This window comes from Vibrio sp. vnigr-6D03 (assembly GCF_002835515.1).
Lineage (GTDB): Bacteria > Pseudomonadota > Gammaproteobacteria > Enterobacterales > Vibrionaceae > Vibrio > Vibrio penaeicida.
In genome coordinates this window covers 1-14,771 of sequence record NZ_PIZL01000057.1, presented here as the reverse complement: position 1 = coordinate 14,771, position 14,771 = coordinate 1, and the positions used below count along the sequence as shown (strand labels likewise).

7 protein-coding genes, 1 tRNA gene and 1 riboswitch are annotated in these 14,771 nt (G+C 43.7%); of the genes, 4 read left to right on the top strand and 4 right to left on the bottom strand.

The annotated features are described in order from the left end of the window. Positions 1-25: 25 nt before the first annotated feature. Both uvrA and CW749_RS27040 read left to right on the top strand, forming a co-directional pair. Positions 26-2,848 (top strand): excinuclease ABC subunit UvrA, encoded by a 2,823-nt coding sequence (gene uvrA / locus CW749_RS27045; protein WP_101115580.1) that lies wholly within the window; start codon positions 26-28, stop codon positions 2,846-2,848. Positions 2,849-2,919: 71 nt separating this feature from the next. Continuing rightward, a complete protein-coding gene (locus CW749_RS27040) occupies positions 2,920-4,707 on the top strand; it encodes a PglL family O-oligosaccharyltransferase (RefSeq protein ID WP_101115579.1) in 1,788 nt (595 codons plus the stop codon). Positions 4,708-4,742: 35 nt separating this feature from the next. On the opposite strand, the gene CW749_RS27035 is transcribed toward CW749_RS27040, so the two are convergent. Next, entirely contained in the window at positions 4,743-5,858 is a 1,116-nt protein-coding gene (locus CW749_RS27035) for an alanine--glyoxylate aminotransferase family protein (protein ID WP_101115578.1), read from the bottom strand. Between the two features lie 197 nt (positions 5,859-6,055). Beyond that, positions 6,056-6,229: riboswitch (Lysine riboswitch) on the top strand. A gap of 55 nt (positions 6,230-6,284) precedes the next feature. On the opposite strand from CW749_RS27035, the gene lysC reads away from it, so the two are divergent. Continuing rightward, complete coding sequence (gene lysC / locus CW749_RS27030) at positions 6,285-7,718, top strand: lysine-sensitive aspartokinase 3 (RefSeq protein WP_272897885.1); 1,434 nt, start codon at positions 6,285-6,287, stop codon at positions 7,716-7,718. A gap of 59 nt (positions 7,719-7,777) precedes the next feature. Here the strand turns inward: lysC and metH are convergent, their stop codons facing one another. Next, positions 7,778-11,404: a methionine synthase gene (gene metH / locus CW749_RS27025; protein ID WP_237322617.1), complete on the bottom strand. Its 3,627-nt coding sequence runs from the start codon at positions 11,402-11,404 to the stop codon at positions 7,778-7,780. A gap of 254 nt (positions 11,405-11,658) precedes the next feature. Between metH and CW749_RS27020 the strand changes: the two genes are divergently transcribed. Then, on the top strand, positions 11,659-12,927 hold the full coding sequence (locus CW749_RS27020; protein WP_101115575.1) for a sodium:proton antiporter: 1,269 nt from the start codon (positions 11,659-11,661) through the stop codon (positions 12,925-12,927). A gap of 42 nt (positions 12,928-12,969) precedes the next feature. Here CW749_RS27020 and metA read toward each other — a convergent pair whose 3' ends face one another. Further along, positions 12,970-13,914 carry a homoserine O-succinyltransferase gene (metA, locus tag CW749_RS27015; protein ID WP_101115574.1) on the bottom strand — a complete coding sequence of 315 codons (945 nt, stop codon included), beginning with the start codon at positions 13,912-13,914 and terminating at the stop codon, positions 12,970-12,972. A gap of 674 nt (positions 13,915-14,588) precedes the next feature. Next, positions 14,589-14,665, bottom strand: a tRNA-Asp gene (locus CW749_RS27010). Positions 14,666-14,771 lie beyond the last annotated feature (106 nt).

Genomic DNA, 14,771 nt, shown 5'->3' with positions numbered 1-14,771 from the left:
TATCAATTACACAAGAGCATAGCAGATGGACACCATTGATGTACGTGGCGCCAGAACCCACAACCTCAAAGACATAAACCTCACTATTCCACGAGACAAGTTAATTGTCATAACTGGGCTTTCTGGCTCAGGTAAGTCTTCTTTAGCCTTTGATACTCTTTATGCGGAAGGGCAACGCCGCTATGTCGAGTCTTTATCAGCCTATGCTCGCCAGTTTCTTTCATTGATGGAAAAACCGGATGTTGACCATATTGAAGGTTTATCCCCTGCCATCTCTATTGAGCAAAAATCAACATCTCACAACCCAAGATCGACCGTAGGTACGATTACTGAGGTATACGATTATCTCCGACTTTTATACGCTCGTGTAGGTGAACCTCGCTGCCCTGAGCACAAAACACCATTGGCTGCTCAAACGGTTAGCCAAATGGTCGACAAGGTACTGGAACTGCCTGAAGGCAGTAAAATGATGTTGCTTGCCCCTATAGTTAAAGAACGAAAAGGGGAACATGTTAAGACGTTAGAAAATTTAGCGGCACAGGGCTTTATTCGAGCACGAATTGATGGCGATATTTGCGACCTTTCTGATCCTCCTACTTTGGAGCTTCATAAAAAACATACAATAGAAGTTGTTGTAGATAGGTTTAAGGTACGACGCGATCTTCAGCAACGTTTAGCGGAGTCGTTTGAAACGGCATTAGAGCTGTCTGGTGGCATTGCCTCTGTATGCGACATGGATGACTCATCCAAGCAAGACATCATTTTTTCTGCCAATTTCGCCTGTTCGCACTGCGGCTATAGCATGCAAGAGCTCGAACCAAGGCTGTTTTCATTTAACAACCCAGCGGGCGCATGCCCTACCTGTGATGGCTTAGGTGTACAGCAGTTTTTTGATCCTAGCCGAATCATCGTTGACGCGTCACTAAGCCTAGCGGATGGCGCAATTCGAGGCTGGGATAGGAAAAATTATTACTACTATCAAATGCTAGGGTCTGTTGCTGATCATTACGGATTTGACTTAGAAACACCTTTCGATAAATTGCCGAAAAAATTTCAAGATGTCGTACTTCGTGGCTCTGGTCGAACTCAAATTGAATTTACATACATCAATGATCGAGGCGATAGCCGAACCAAGAAGCACCCATTTGAAGGGATTCTCAATACGCTAGAACGCCGATACAGAGATACTGAATCCAACTCTGTTCGTGAAGAGCTTTCCAAATACATTTCAACCAAGTCTTGTGGTTCCTGTGGTGGTACTAGACTTCGCACTGAAGCGCGTAATGTATTCATCGAAGATACGCCATTACCTGCCGTTGCTGAAATGAGCATCAACGATGCAATGTCGTTTTTTCAAAACCTAGAGTTAACAGGTCAAAAAGCTAAGATCGCCGAAAAGGTGATGAAAGAGATCAACGACCGACTGCACTTTCTCGTCAATGTTGGTCTTAACTACCTCAATCTTTCTCGAAGCGCCGAGACTTTATCAGGTGGTGAAGCTCAAAGAATCAGATTGGCTAGCCAAATCGGTGCTGGTTTAGTTGGCGTTATGTACGTTCTGGATGAACCCTCCATCGGTCTTCACCAGCGAGATAATGAAAGGCTGTTAAAAACGCTGATACATTTAAGAGATTTGGGTAACACCGTTTTGGTTGTCGAGCACGACGAAGATGCAATACGCTGTGCTGACCATGTCATTGATATCGGTCCTGGCGCTGGCGTTCATGGAGGCGAAGTGGTTGCAGAAGGTGATATGCAAGCCATCCTCGACAATCCAAACTCTCTTACAGGTCAGTACCTCAGCGGAGCAAAGTCCATTGTGGTTCCTAAAGATCGTACCCCAATGGATCCGAATAAAGTGGTTGAACTGCTAGGGGCATCTGGAAACAACCTTAGGGATGTCGATTTATCCATTCCTGTGGGGCTATTCACTTGTATTACGGGTGTATCGGGCTCAGGTAAATCCACCTTAATCAATGACACCTTTTACAAGATTGCACAAACTCAGCTTAATGGTGCCAGCATTGCGACTCCAGCACCTTACAAAAAAGTAGTTGGGCTTGAACATTTCGACAAAGTCATCGATATCGATCAAAGCCCAATAGGTCGAACACCACGTTCAAACCCAGCAACTTACACCGGTATTTTCACACCTATTCGTGAGCTCTTTGCTGGTACGCAAGAATCACGTGCTCGAGGATATAAACCCGGTCGCTTCAGCTTTAACGTCCGTGGAGGGCGCTGTGAAGCTTGTCAGGGCGATGGGGTAATTAAAGTTGAAATGCACTTCTTGCCTGATGTCTATGTTCCTTGTGATGTTTGTACCGGGAAACGCTACAACCGAGAAACATTAGAAGTTCGATACAAAGGAAAAACCATCGATGAAGTGTTGGAAATGACAGTCGAAGATGCGCGTGAATTCTTTGACCCCGTGCCGGTTATTGCAAGAAAGCTTCAAACATTAATGGATGTCGGTTTGTCTTACATTCGACTTGGTCAGGCGGCAACCACTCTATCAGGCGGTGAAGCTCAAAGAGTCAAATTGGCAAGAGAGCTCTCTAAACGAGATACAGGTAAAACACTTTACATTCTTGATGAACCGACAACGGGTCTGCATTTCCATGATATTCAGCAGTTGCTGACGGTATTACACCGCCTGAGGGATCACGGGAATACCGTTGTGGTTATCGAACATAATTTGGATGTTGTCAAAACCGCAGATTGGGTCGTCGATCTAGGGCCAGAAGGTGGACAAGGTGGCGGTGAAATTATTGCGCAAGGAACTCCGGAGGAAGTCGCAAAAGTTAAAGGCTCTCATACGGCTCGCTTCTTAAAACCTATGCTTTGAAACGAAAAGTGATAGTATCACTCAACGGTCTGGTTTCAGACCGTTGAAATCTATTGAGGAAACATTCAAATATGGCAACTCTGCTCGTTCGAGGAACACAGCTCGAGTCCAATAAATCCCGAACACCGCTCAATCGAAAATTTCTAATCGTCATTGCGTGTACGTTTTTAGTTGCCATGAATGTTTTTATGCCAAACCCAGGTGGTTCAGGGCTGGCTTTATCATTTAACCCTTCAACTTGGATAGGTCTTTCTTTTGCGTTGGCAATAGGGTTCTATCAGATATCAAATCGCTACCAAATTCGTTATTCCAAACTCGGTGTTGTGCTCCTTCTATGCGGTGCCGTTCTTACCGTCCCTATATTCTTACCTAACGCTATTGTCGAAGAGTCTACTGGTCGAATATTGGGGTTGTGGTCTGGATTAATTTTATTTTTTGTCTTACAACAATTTCAATTCACCAACAAACAAAAACAGCGCCTACTTTGGCTCATTCTCATTGCCACCGCATTGCAAGGTCTTTATGGATACGTTCAGTTCCTTGTTCTAGAACCCGATAACATATTAGGCTACAACACGGTCGCCAACCGTCCTTATGGCATTTTTCAGCAGCCCAATGTTCTTGCCAGCTTTTTAGCAACGGGATTAGTCCTTTCTGGTTACCTGCTTGCGAGGCAACCTCAAAAATACAGACGAAAATTGGGGCAATTGATATTCCTTGTCTCCGTTCCGGCGCTCTGCGTATCGCTGCTTGTTATTGTTGCTTCCAGAACAGGGTGGCTAGGGGCGACGCTCGCAACTTTATTGGTCACACCTTACTTAATACGATTTTCTACTCCCAAAAGAGTCTGTGCTTGGCTAACTTCCATTGCTGTTGGCATATTACTTGGTCTTACTGTTCCCCAATTGACTGACTCCAACTTTGATCGCTTAATGGAAGATAAAAAAAGCTTAGATTCAGCTCGAAAAAGACATTTCCCACAAACTGTCGATATGATCATCGAGAAACCATTAACAGGATATGGATATGGGCAGTTTGAATCTTCGTATGTTTTATACACTGCGAGGCAACATCAGTTAAATACTGATTACCCACCAGCAGTAATAGCGTTGGATCACCCTCATAATGAGCTTATGCTATGGGGAGTAGAAGGCGGTGTCGTTACCATAATCGCCATTCTACTGGCTGGGGCATATATTATTTACAAGGCTTCGTCAGCCCGAAAAGGAACTAAGCTGGCGCTTTTGGCGCTATTTGTTCCCATTGCTGTCCACAGTCAATTAGAGTATCCGTTTTATCACTCTGCAATTCATTGGGTAACATTTATCATTCTGCTCTATTGGCTTGATCAAAGAACAGCTCGATATAAAACGGTGAACTTTAGCGTCGTCAGTAAAGTTACATTGAGGGTATCTAGCCTAGTTTTACCCATTTTAACCACGTTCTATATGCTCAGTACGCTTCACACAAATTACGTACTCACTCAGTTTGAAAAATCTCAGCCAAGAAACCCTAACATCCTAGAAAAAGTCAGCAACCCCGTAGCTTGGAAAGACAGGTACGATTGGGATGTTTACAGCACATACCTAACCATAGGGCTGTTTACAAAAGACAAAACATTAATAGAGCCCTATATTGAGTGGTCTCAAGATATTATACAAAGAAAGCCGAGACCGGCTTTTTACAATAATCTGATCGTGGCGTATCGAGGAATGGACAACGAAAGCAAAGCGAAGCAAATTCAAGAAGAAGCTGAGTACCTATTTCCCAAACTCGATTTTTCAAAAGTACGATACTCAAAGGCATCTCAAGCAATTATTACGGACAATAATGATGAATCAAAAAAAGCCGCTGAGTAAGCGGCTTTAGTGATGAGTACCAGTATTTCAATACCCTAAAGCGTATCTTCTAACGCCTTGAGGCAGAGTGCTACATTTTCATCACGAGCTCCATATCCCATTAACCCAATTCGCCAAGCTTTACCCGCTAGAGCCCCGAGCCCAGCGCCTATCTCTAGGTTGTACTTTTCTAGTAAAGTGGCACGTACGCTAGCCTCATCGATACCTTCAGGTATGTATACTGCATTCAGCTGTGGCAAACGTGAACCTTCTTCGACGACAAATTCAAACCCTAAACTTTCTAGCCCACTTTTGAGCTTATTGTGCATCGCTTTGTGTCTTGCCCATGCGCCTTCAAGTCCTTCTGTTTTTAGCTTCAATAGAGCTTCATGAAGTGCGTATAAGCTATTGACTGGGGCAGTATGATGATAGCTTCTCTTGCCCTCCCCACTCCAATACCCCAAAACCAAACTCTGATCTAAAAACCAACTCTGTACGGGTGTACTGCGCTGCGTAATCTTCTGAACAGCGGCTTGAGAAAAAGTTAATGGTGACAATCCAGGCACACATGACAAACACTTCTGACTACCTGAATACACAGCGTCAAGCCCCCACTCATCAACGTATAATGGCACTCCACCCAAAGACGTAACCGCATCGACTATCGTCAACGCGCCATGCTGTTTGGCGATACTTGCGAGCGCTTGGGCATCAGAGCAAGCACCTGTAGATGTTTCAGCATGAACAAATGCGAGTACTTTAGCATCGGGATGCTGGTCAAATGCGGCCTGCACTTTTTGTACGCTTACAGGCTCACCCCACTCATCATCGACAATAACTGCATCTCCACCACATCGAAGAACATTTTCTCTCATTCGTTCTCCAAAAACGCCATTTCGACACACAATGACTTTGTCACCGGGTTCAACCAAATTGACAAAGCAGGCTTCCATACCCGCACTACCCGGTGCTGATATCGCGATGGTGAATTCATTTTTTGTTTGAAAAGCGTATTTCAAAAGCTGCTTTAGTTCATCCATCATATTGATAAACAGCGGATCGAGATGACCAACCGTTGGGCGACCGATCGCTTGAAGAACTTCGGGATACACATCTGACGGACCTGGTCCCATTAAAATGCGTCTTGGTGGGTTAAAGCTTGTTATTGTCATAGGTGTTCTCATTTTATTGTAATTGTAGGTTTAAAAAATTGTATACAAGTCTTACTGTACAAATTTTACTCTAATGCATCAATTGGGCTTAGGTCGAGCGTCTAGAACTCAATTTTTACATAGCCAATATCACAAAATAACAAATTCACGCTTTGTGATTGACATTTTGGTCATAAAACCGTTCAATAAACGGGCTTTCTAGCAGAAGAGGAGCATTGCCCAGGCAGGTGTGGTGTGGAACCCCAATTCCAATACACTTCACTCAGGGGGAGCAGTGCCGAGATGATGATTCATTGCGGGTGAATTACACATCGGGCGTGTAGGTTGAATCCTACCGACTGTCACCAACAAGGTGAAGAGCTTCTGAGGTGCGCATTCCTTTCTTATGCTTTCCCTCTGCTCTACGTAATCTCTCTTCAACATCGGATGTTAAGTAGTCCTTTTGACTACTGTGTCGTTATTCTTGGACGTATTTTGGGAGACAGTGCTTTGAATGAGAACAAAGCCACTAGCGCATTTAATGTAGCGAAATTTGGCGGAACCAGTGTTGCAAACTTTGAGGCAATGAGCCGCTGTAGCACGATTATAGAAAACAACCCAAATACGCGGTTGATTGTAAGCAGCGCCTGCTCAGGCGTGACAAACCTACTTGTTGAACTTGCGAATGGCGTTCAAGAAGCAAGTAAGCGTCAAGAATTGATAAAGCAGATCACAGATATACATCATCAAATTTTAGATCAGCTTGCGGATCCTGCGCATGCAGAAAAACAAGTCCACACCATTTTAGATTCTGTCGCTAGCGCAGCTGAAGCGGCATCATTCCAATCAAGTGAGAAGTTGACCGATCATTTAGTGTCATGCGGCGAGCTAATGTCTACGCACATTCTGACTCAATTAATGAAAGAGCGCGGTATCGATGCCGTCCGATTTGATATTCGTGATGTCATGCGTACAGATTCAGTTCATGGAAAAGCGCAACCAGAATTAGAAGAAATCTCTCGTCTGGCACAAGAAAAATTGGTTCCTCTTTGTCGTCAGCATGTGGTCGTAACACAAGGTTTTATCGGCTCGGATACGGATGGAAACACCACGACTTTAGGGCGAGGTGGAAGTGATTACAGTGCCGCATTAATTGCAGAAGCAGTTGAAGCTGCGGGGCTTGAAATTTGGACAGATGTTCCAGGTATCTACACTACTGATCCTCGAATAGCATCTAAAGCGAGCCCAATTCCTGAAATCAGCTTCAGTGAAGCATCAGAAATGGCGAATTTTGGTGCCAAAATTTTACACCCATCAACTTTGCTGCCAGCACTTCGTCATCAAATACCTGTTTTTGTTGGCTCATCAAAAGCACCTGAGAAAGGTGGAACTTGGATTCGTCAGCAAGTAGAGAGTGCGCCCCTATTTCGCGCACTAGCATTGCGCTGTAATCAAACCATGGTGACGTTACGTAGCCCAAATATGTTCCAGGCATACGGCTTTCTTGCTGATGTGTTCCAAATTCTCGCTAAATACAAAATCTCGGTTGATTTAATAACTACATCCGAGGTCAGCGTTTCGCTCACTCTTGATCAAACCAATACGAGTGGTGGTGCACCAGAATTGCCTGCTGAAGCTAGGCGTGAGTTAGAAGAATTGTGTACAGTCGATATAGAACATAATTTATGTTTGGTGGCTCTTATTGGAAACAATATGAAAGAGAGCAAAGGCTACGCGAAACAAGTATTCAGTACGCTGGAAGACTTCAATTTACGTATGATCTGTTATGGTGCAAGTGCTCATAACCTTTGCTTCTTATTGCACGAATCTGTGTCTAAGAAAGCCGTACAAGCACTCCATCAAGAGCTTTTTGAAAAGTAACCTTTAAACTAAAAAAGGGTTGGCAAATGCCAACCCTTTCTCAATTTATTGCGTATCTATCAGTTAAGATTAGGCCCAAGCCATTTTTCAGCCTCTTCCCACTCCCATCCTTTTCTTTCTGCGTAGTCTTTTGCTTGATCTTCTTGGATCTGTGCAATAGCAAAATAGCGTGAATCTGGATGCGAGAAGTACCAACCCGATACTGACGCTCCAGGCCACATTGCGTAACTCGTGGTTAGCGACATGTCGATTGCCTCTTCAACTTTAAGCATTTCCCACAACGTACCTTTCTCAGTGTGCTCGGGACAAGCAGGATAGCCTGGTGCAGGTCGAATACCTTGATATTTTTCACGAATCAAATCTTCATTACCCAAATTTTCATCCTTTGCGTAACCCCAGATTTCTTTCCGCACCTGTTCATGAAGATATTCAGCAAATGCTTCTGCTAATCGATCTGCCACTGCTTGAATCATAATGGCGTTGTAATCGTCTCCTTGCGCTTTATACGCGTCAGCAAGCTCTCGCTCCCCGATACCACCTGTTACAGCAAATGCACCAATCCAATCTTTCTTACCGCTGGATTTTGGTGCGATATAGTCAGACAAGCAGTAGTTAAAACCTTTGGGTTTTTCGGTTTGTTGGCGAAGGTTATGAAGCATATGTGCAACTTCCGTTCGGCTTTCATCCGTGTACACTTCAATATCATCCCCAACACTTGCAGCTGGGAATAGAGCACACATACCTCGAGCTTTCAGCAAACCTTCACTTTCAACACGATCCAACAAATCATTGGCATCTTTAAACAATCGCTGTGCTTCTTCACCCACTTCTTCATGTTCAAATATTGCAGGGTATTTACCTACCAACGACCACGTCATAAAGAAAGGGGTCCAGTCTATGTATTTACGTAGAGTGGCTATTTCAAAATCATCAAACACATGGACACCAGGCTTAGCTGGAAATGGAGGCGTGTAAGTCCCCCAATCAATCGCTACCCGATTATCTCGCGCTCTCTCGATGGTCACAGGTTTAGTTCTAGGCTTCTTACGGTTGTGCTGGTCACGAACTCGAACGTAATCTGCATCCAACTTTTCAACAAAACCTGGATACAACTCATTAGATAACAAAGAAGTACACACACCAACCGCACGTGAGGCATTATTCACGTACACCACGGGCTTGTGATAATTCTGTTCAATTTTTACTGCAGTATGCGCTTTGGAAGTCGTTGCACCACCAATAAGAAGTGGCAATTCAAAACCCTGTCGTTCCATTTCTTTGGCAACATGAACCATTTCATCCAAAGAGGGTGTAATAAGACCAGATAGCCCAACAATATCAACGTTTTCTTCTTTGGCGACTTTAAGGATTTTCTCGCAAGAAACCATCACACCGAGATCAATGATTTCATAGTTATTACATTGCAGTACAACGCCTACGATATTCTTACCAATATCATGAACATCCCCTTTTACCGTCGCCAACAGTATCTTTCCGTTTGTCGAACCGGCTTGTTTAGAGGCGTTAATGTAAGGCTCTAAGTGTGCAACAGCCTGTTTCATAACACGGGCCGATTTCACCACCTGAGGAAGGAACATTTTACCTTCGCCAAACAGATCACCCACCACGTTCATACCATCCATTAAGGGGCCTTCGATCACTTCAAGAGGTTTGGTCGCGTTTTGACGGGCTTCTTCCGTGTCATCAACGATGAACTCTGTAATCCCCTTAACTAAGGCGTGTTCTAATCGCTTCTCAACAGGGTAGCTTCGCCATTCAAGCGCTGAAGCATCTTCCTCTTTACCTACGCCCTTTCCAGCAAACTCAGCAGCGATATCGAGTAAACGCTCTGTACCATCATCACGACGGTTTAGAACCACATCTTCAACAGCTTCTCGAAGTTTTTCTGGAACGTTATCATAAACCTCAAGTTGACCGGCGTTAACAATACCCATATCCATACCGTTTTTGAAACAGTGATATAGGAACACGGCGTGGATGGCTTCACGAACGTAGTTGTTACCTCTAAAGGAGAAGGAAACGTTGGACACACCACCTGAAATCATAGCGTGTGGCAATTTTTGTTTAATATCACCAACAGCTTCGATGAAATCAACCGCGTAGTTATTGTGTTCTTCTATACCCGTTGCAACCGCGAAAATATTGGGGTCAAAGATAATGTCTTCTGGCGGAAAACCAATTTCGCCAACCAGAATGTTGTAGGCATTGGTACAGATTTCAAGCTTGCGTTCGCGTGTTTCAGCCTGACCCACTTCGTCAAACGCCATTACGACTACTGCGGCACCGTATCGTCGAATTAACTTAGCCTGTTCCAAGAATTTCTCTTTCCCTTCCTTTAGGGAAATAGAGTTAACAATACCTTTACCTTGAATGCATTTTAGACCCGCTTCGATCACTTCCCATTTGGAGGAATCAACCATTATCGGAACTTTGGATATTTCTGGCTCAGAAGCACAAAGGTTCAAGAATCGGACCATACAGGCTTCCGCATCGAGCATCCCTTCATCCATGTTGATATCGATGATTTGCGCACCGTTTTCAACTTGCTGACGCGCCACATCTAGCGCTTCATCATAGAGTTCTTCTTTGATGAGGCGTTTGAAACGAGCGGAACCCGTTACATTAGTTCGTTCACCAACGTTAACGAATAAGGTATCTTTCGCTATCGTTAAAGGCTCAAGACCAGATAAACGACATGCCACAGGTATAGTCGGCAACTTACGAGGAGGTACACCTTCGCAGGCTAATGCCATTTGGCGAATGTGTTCTGGCGTAGTACCACAGCAACCCCCAACTAGGTTGAGGAACCCTGCTCTCGCCCATTCACCAATATGTTCAGCCATATCTTCCGGTGATAGATCGTACTCACCAAAAGCATTAGGTAGCCCCGCATTAGGGTGAGCAGACACACTGCACTCTGAAATACGTGAAAGCTCTTCAACGTATTGACGCAGTTCATCTGGACCCAACGCACAGTTCAGACCAAAAGAAATGGGGTTAACATGTCTTAGCGCATTGTAAAAACCTTCCGTAGTTTGACCAGAAAGTGTACGTCCAGACGCGTCGGTGATCGTACCTGAAATCATAACGGGTAATTCAATACCCATTTCTTCAAATACAGATTCAACAGCAAATGCACATGCTTTAGCGTTCAACGTATCAAAAATAGTTTCAAGAAGAATGAGGTGTGAACCACCTTTGATGAGTGCGCGCGTCGATTCAGAATACGCTTCGACTAACTCGTCGAAACTCACGTTGCGATATCCAGGATCATTTACGTCAGGGGAGATCGAACACGTTCGGTTAGTTGGACCAAGAACGCCAGCAACATAGCGTGGTCTGTCTGGGGTTTTTGCCGTCCATTCATCAGCCGCTTCTCTTGCCAACTTCGCCGCTTCGAAGTTGATCTCTTCGCTCAGGCTTTCCATATCATAGTCAGCCATTGCAATGGTAGTTGCATTGAATGTGTTGGTTTCTAATATGTCGGCACCTGCTTCAAGATACTGACTGTGTATGTCTTTAATAAGCTGAGGCTGAGACAAAACTAAAAGGTCATTGTTCCCTTTTAAATCACAGTGCCAATCGGAAAAACGCTCACCGCGATAATCCTCTTCTTCCAACTTTAAGTCCTGAATCATGGTACCCATACCACCATCGATGAGCATAATTCTTCGGGAAAGTTGTTGTTCGATTTGTTGTCTTAAATTGCTTCCAGCCACACTACAGCCTCATTCCTTATCTTTGCTCTCATCCTACCATACATCCAATAGAAATCTAGACGTCCAAATCAGTAAATTACCGATCTATCACTGCTGCTTTTTTGCTAAGTAGATGAGCAAAAAAAGTATTTGATATTGTGTCAAAGTAGGAGGAAAATCCGCCAACTACACATTTTGTTACATTTGGAATAACCTGGTTCATGTCTGTCTATTACACCCTGTGCTTTCTTTCCGCAGCGGCAATGCTGATCGCTTTTATAAACAGTAAGATAGGAAAGATGCAGAGCACAATCGCCATCACCGCAGGTGCGCTGCTCTTATCACTGTTCATTATTATTGCAGGTCAAAACGATTGGTTTCACTTAACCAAAGTCGCTGCTGAAACGATGAGTACAATTAATTTTGAAGCGTTTTTGCTCAAAGGCGTATTAGGCTTTCTTTTGTTTGCCGGTGGATTGGGAATAAAGCTTCCTAATATGGAAGATCAAAAATGGGAAATTACCATTTTAGCGCTTGGTGCGACATTATTTTCGACGGCTTTTATCGGCGGAGCGCTCTACCTATTCTGTCAAGTAATTGGTATTCAGTTCGATCTCGTATACTGTTTGCTTTTCGGAGCACTTATCTCACCAACCGATCCCATTGCGGTGCTGGCTATCGTAAAAAAGCTTGATGCACCCAAACGAATCTCAACTCAAATTGAAGGTGAATCCCTTTTTAATGATGGATTTGGTCTCGTCATTTTTGTCACACTTTATACCATGGCATTTGGTACAGAATCCCCTACCATCACAAGTGTTACCTTACTGTTTGCTCAAGAAGCTATTGGCGGCATCGTATACGGGTTTGCCCTTGGGCTACTCTTCCACTATTTAATCAGCGCTACTAACGATCATTCTATGGAGCTCTTATTGACTATAGGAATTCCTACAGCAGGATATGCCTTTGCAGATGTTATTCATGTGTCAGGTCCCTTAGCCATGGTGGTCTCGGGAATTATGATCGGTAACTGGACTCGATTTATTGGTTTTTCAAAAGAGAGTGAAGAGCACCTAGATCATTTCTGGGAGTTGGTCGACGAGTTTTTAAATGGTGTTTTATTCTTACTTATCGGTATGTCTATGCTTCTATTTGAATTCCATCACGAAGATTGGATCCTAATGGCATTTTCCATCCCCCTTGTTTTGACCAGTCGGTATTTGAGTGTTTGGCTATCTTATTTAGGCTTCACTCGATACCGCAGCTATAATTCTTGGTCAGTAAAAATTCTCACATGGGGAGGGCTGAGAGGAGGATTAGCCCTTGCAATGGCTCTATCCATTCCCCCTGGTATTTTGGTGATTCCTGATAAGCTGATAGACGTAAAAGAGATCATTCTTGTAATGACTTATTCTGTTGTTGTATTTTCCATTCTTATACAGGGCTCCACTATTGCCCCAATGATAGAGAAAGCCAAAAAAGAAGAATAAAAACAAAGGGCAGCGATTATGCTGCCCAAATTTTAAAGTCGTTTACTCTTCGTCCTTAGTAAAATTAGCTTCCGAGAAAAGAGACAAGTCATACGGTGTTTGTTGGTAAACGCAGTAGTTTAACCAATTTAGAAATAGCAAATGTCCATGGCTGCGCCAACTGGCATTAGGCTTATTATCGGGGTTGTTGTTTGGGTAGTAATTGACAGGAATCGGCGGCTCCATCCCCTCCCCTAAATCTCTCACGTATTCGTTATGCAGTGTGTGAGAGTCATATTCAGGGTGACCTGTAACAAATACATTTCGCTTGTCTTTCGTTGTAGCCAGGTATACACCGGCAACATCCGATGTTGCCAAAATATCTAAGTCAGTATGCTCCGATAAATATTCTGGCGAGAAATCAGCATATCGAGAGTGTGGCGCTAAGAAAGTATCGTCAAAGCCTCTTAGAACAGGATGGTAAGGCTGTAGAACTTGATGTTGATATACTCCCGACAGCTTTTCTTTTCGGGTACGTTTAGGCAAATTGTACAATAGCTTTAAGCCAGCTTGCGCAGCCCAACATACGTATAACGTTGAGGTTACATGCTCTTTTGCCCAGTTCATGATTGTTTGAAGGTGCTCCCAATAGATTACATCTTCAAATTGAACGAGCCCCAAGGGTGCACCTGTAATAATTAACCCATCAAAGTTTTTGTTTTTCACCATTTCAAACTGGCGATAAAATGTATCTAAGTGCTCTGTTGGCGTGTTCTTACTTGGGCGGTTATCAATTCTTAGTAGCTCTACATCTATCTGTAGCGGGCTATTTGATAAGAGGCGAAGAAACTGCGTTTCCGTTTCAATTTTCTTCGGCATTAAATTAAGAATGAGCACTTTAAGTGGGCGTATTTCCTGCGTCGTTGCGCGAGACTCTGGCATTACGAATATATTTTCGTGCCTAAGTGTATCCAAAGCTGGCAATTGATCAGGAATCTTAATGGGCATCTTACTTTCTCCCTAAAGCGTTTAGACGTCTATATGTCCAGACTATAACAGCCAATACCGTATGTCGAGCAGAAACTCCGCTAGGAGAGCGATTAACTGACAGTGATATTTATACTCATATCATCAAAAGACTCGCCTATAAGCAAAGAGGGGAATACAGCCAAAAGCGGAAGAGAAATATCGGTTTGAATAGGTTGGAGTCAAAGTGATCACAAAGATACTGGTCATCACACCGATTACCTAATCGAGTCGCACAGTAAGCCAGTATTATCAAGATTTAGCTATAGCAGAGTGCTACTAAACAAGTGTGAGGATGGCTGCGCTAACACTCTATTTAGAATCAATGTTTCACCTATTATAAAAATATTGATTCTAAAATTTTTATAACTTGGAATAGTTCACTTAATTATACATAAGCTCGGCTTGTTCATGTTCTAGATTAATATAGATAAGTAACGGAGCGGTCGGGGTCTCACGCAACCGAGACTCGTTCAACCGTAGGTTGAATATATCTTCTTAAACGCAAAAAACCTCAACATTTCTGCTGAGGCTTCTTAAATAAATGGCGGAGTAGCTGGGGTCGCACACGACCGGGGCTCGTTCGACTGTAGGTCGAATATACCTTTCTTAAACGCAAAAAACCTCAACATTTCTGCTGAGGTTTTTCAAATAAATGGCGGAGTGGACGGGACTCGAACCCGCGACCCCCGGCGTGACAGGCCGGTATTCTAACCAACTGAACTACCACTCCGCAGTGGAATACCCGCTTTCATAAGCAGATGTTCAAATTTAAAGCCTGGCGATGTCCTACTCTCACATGGGGATACCCCACACTACCATCGGCTCTATTGCGTTTC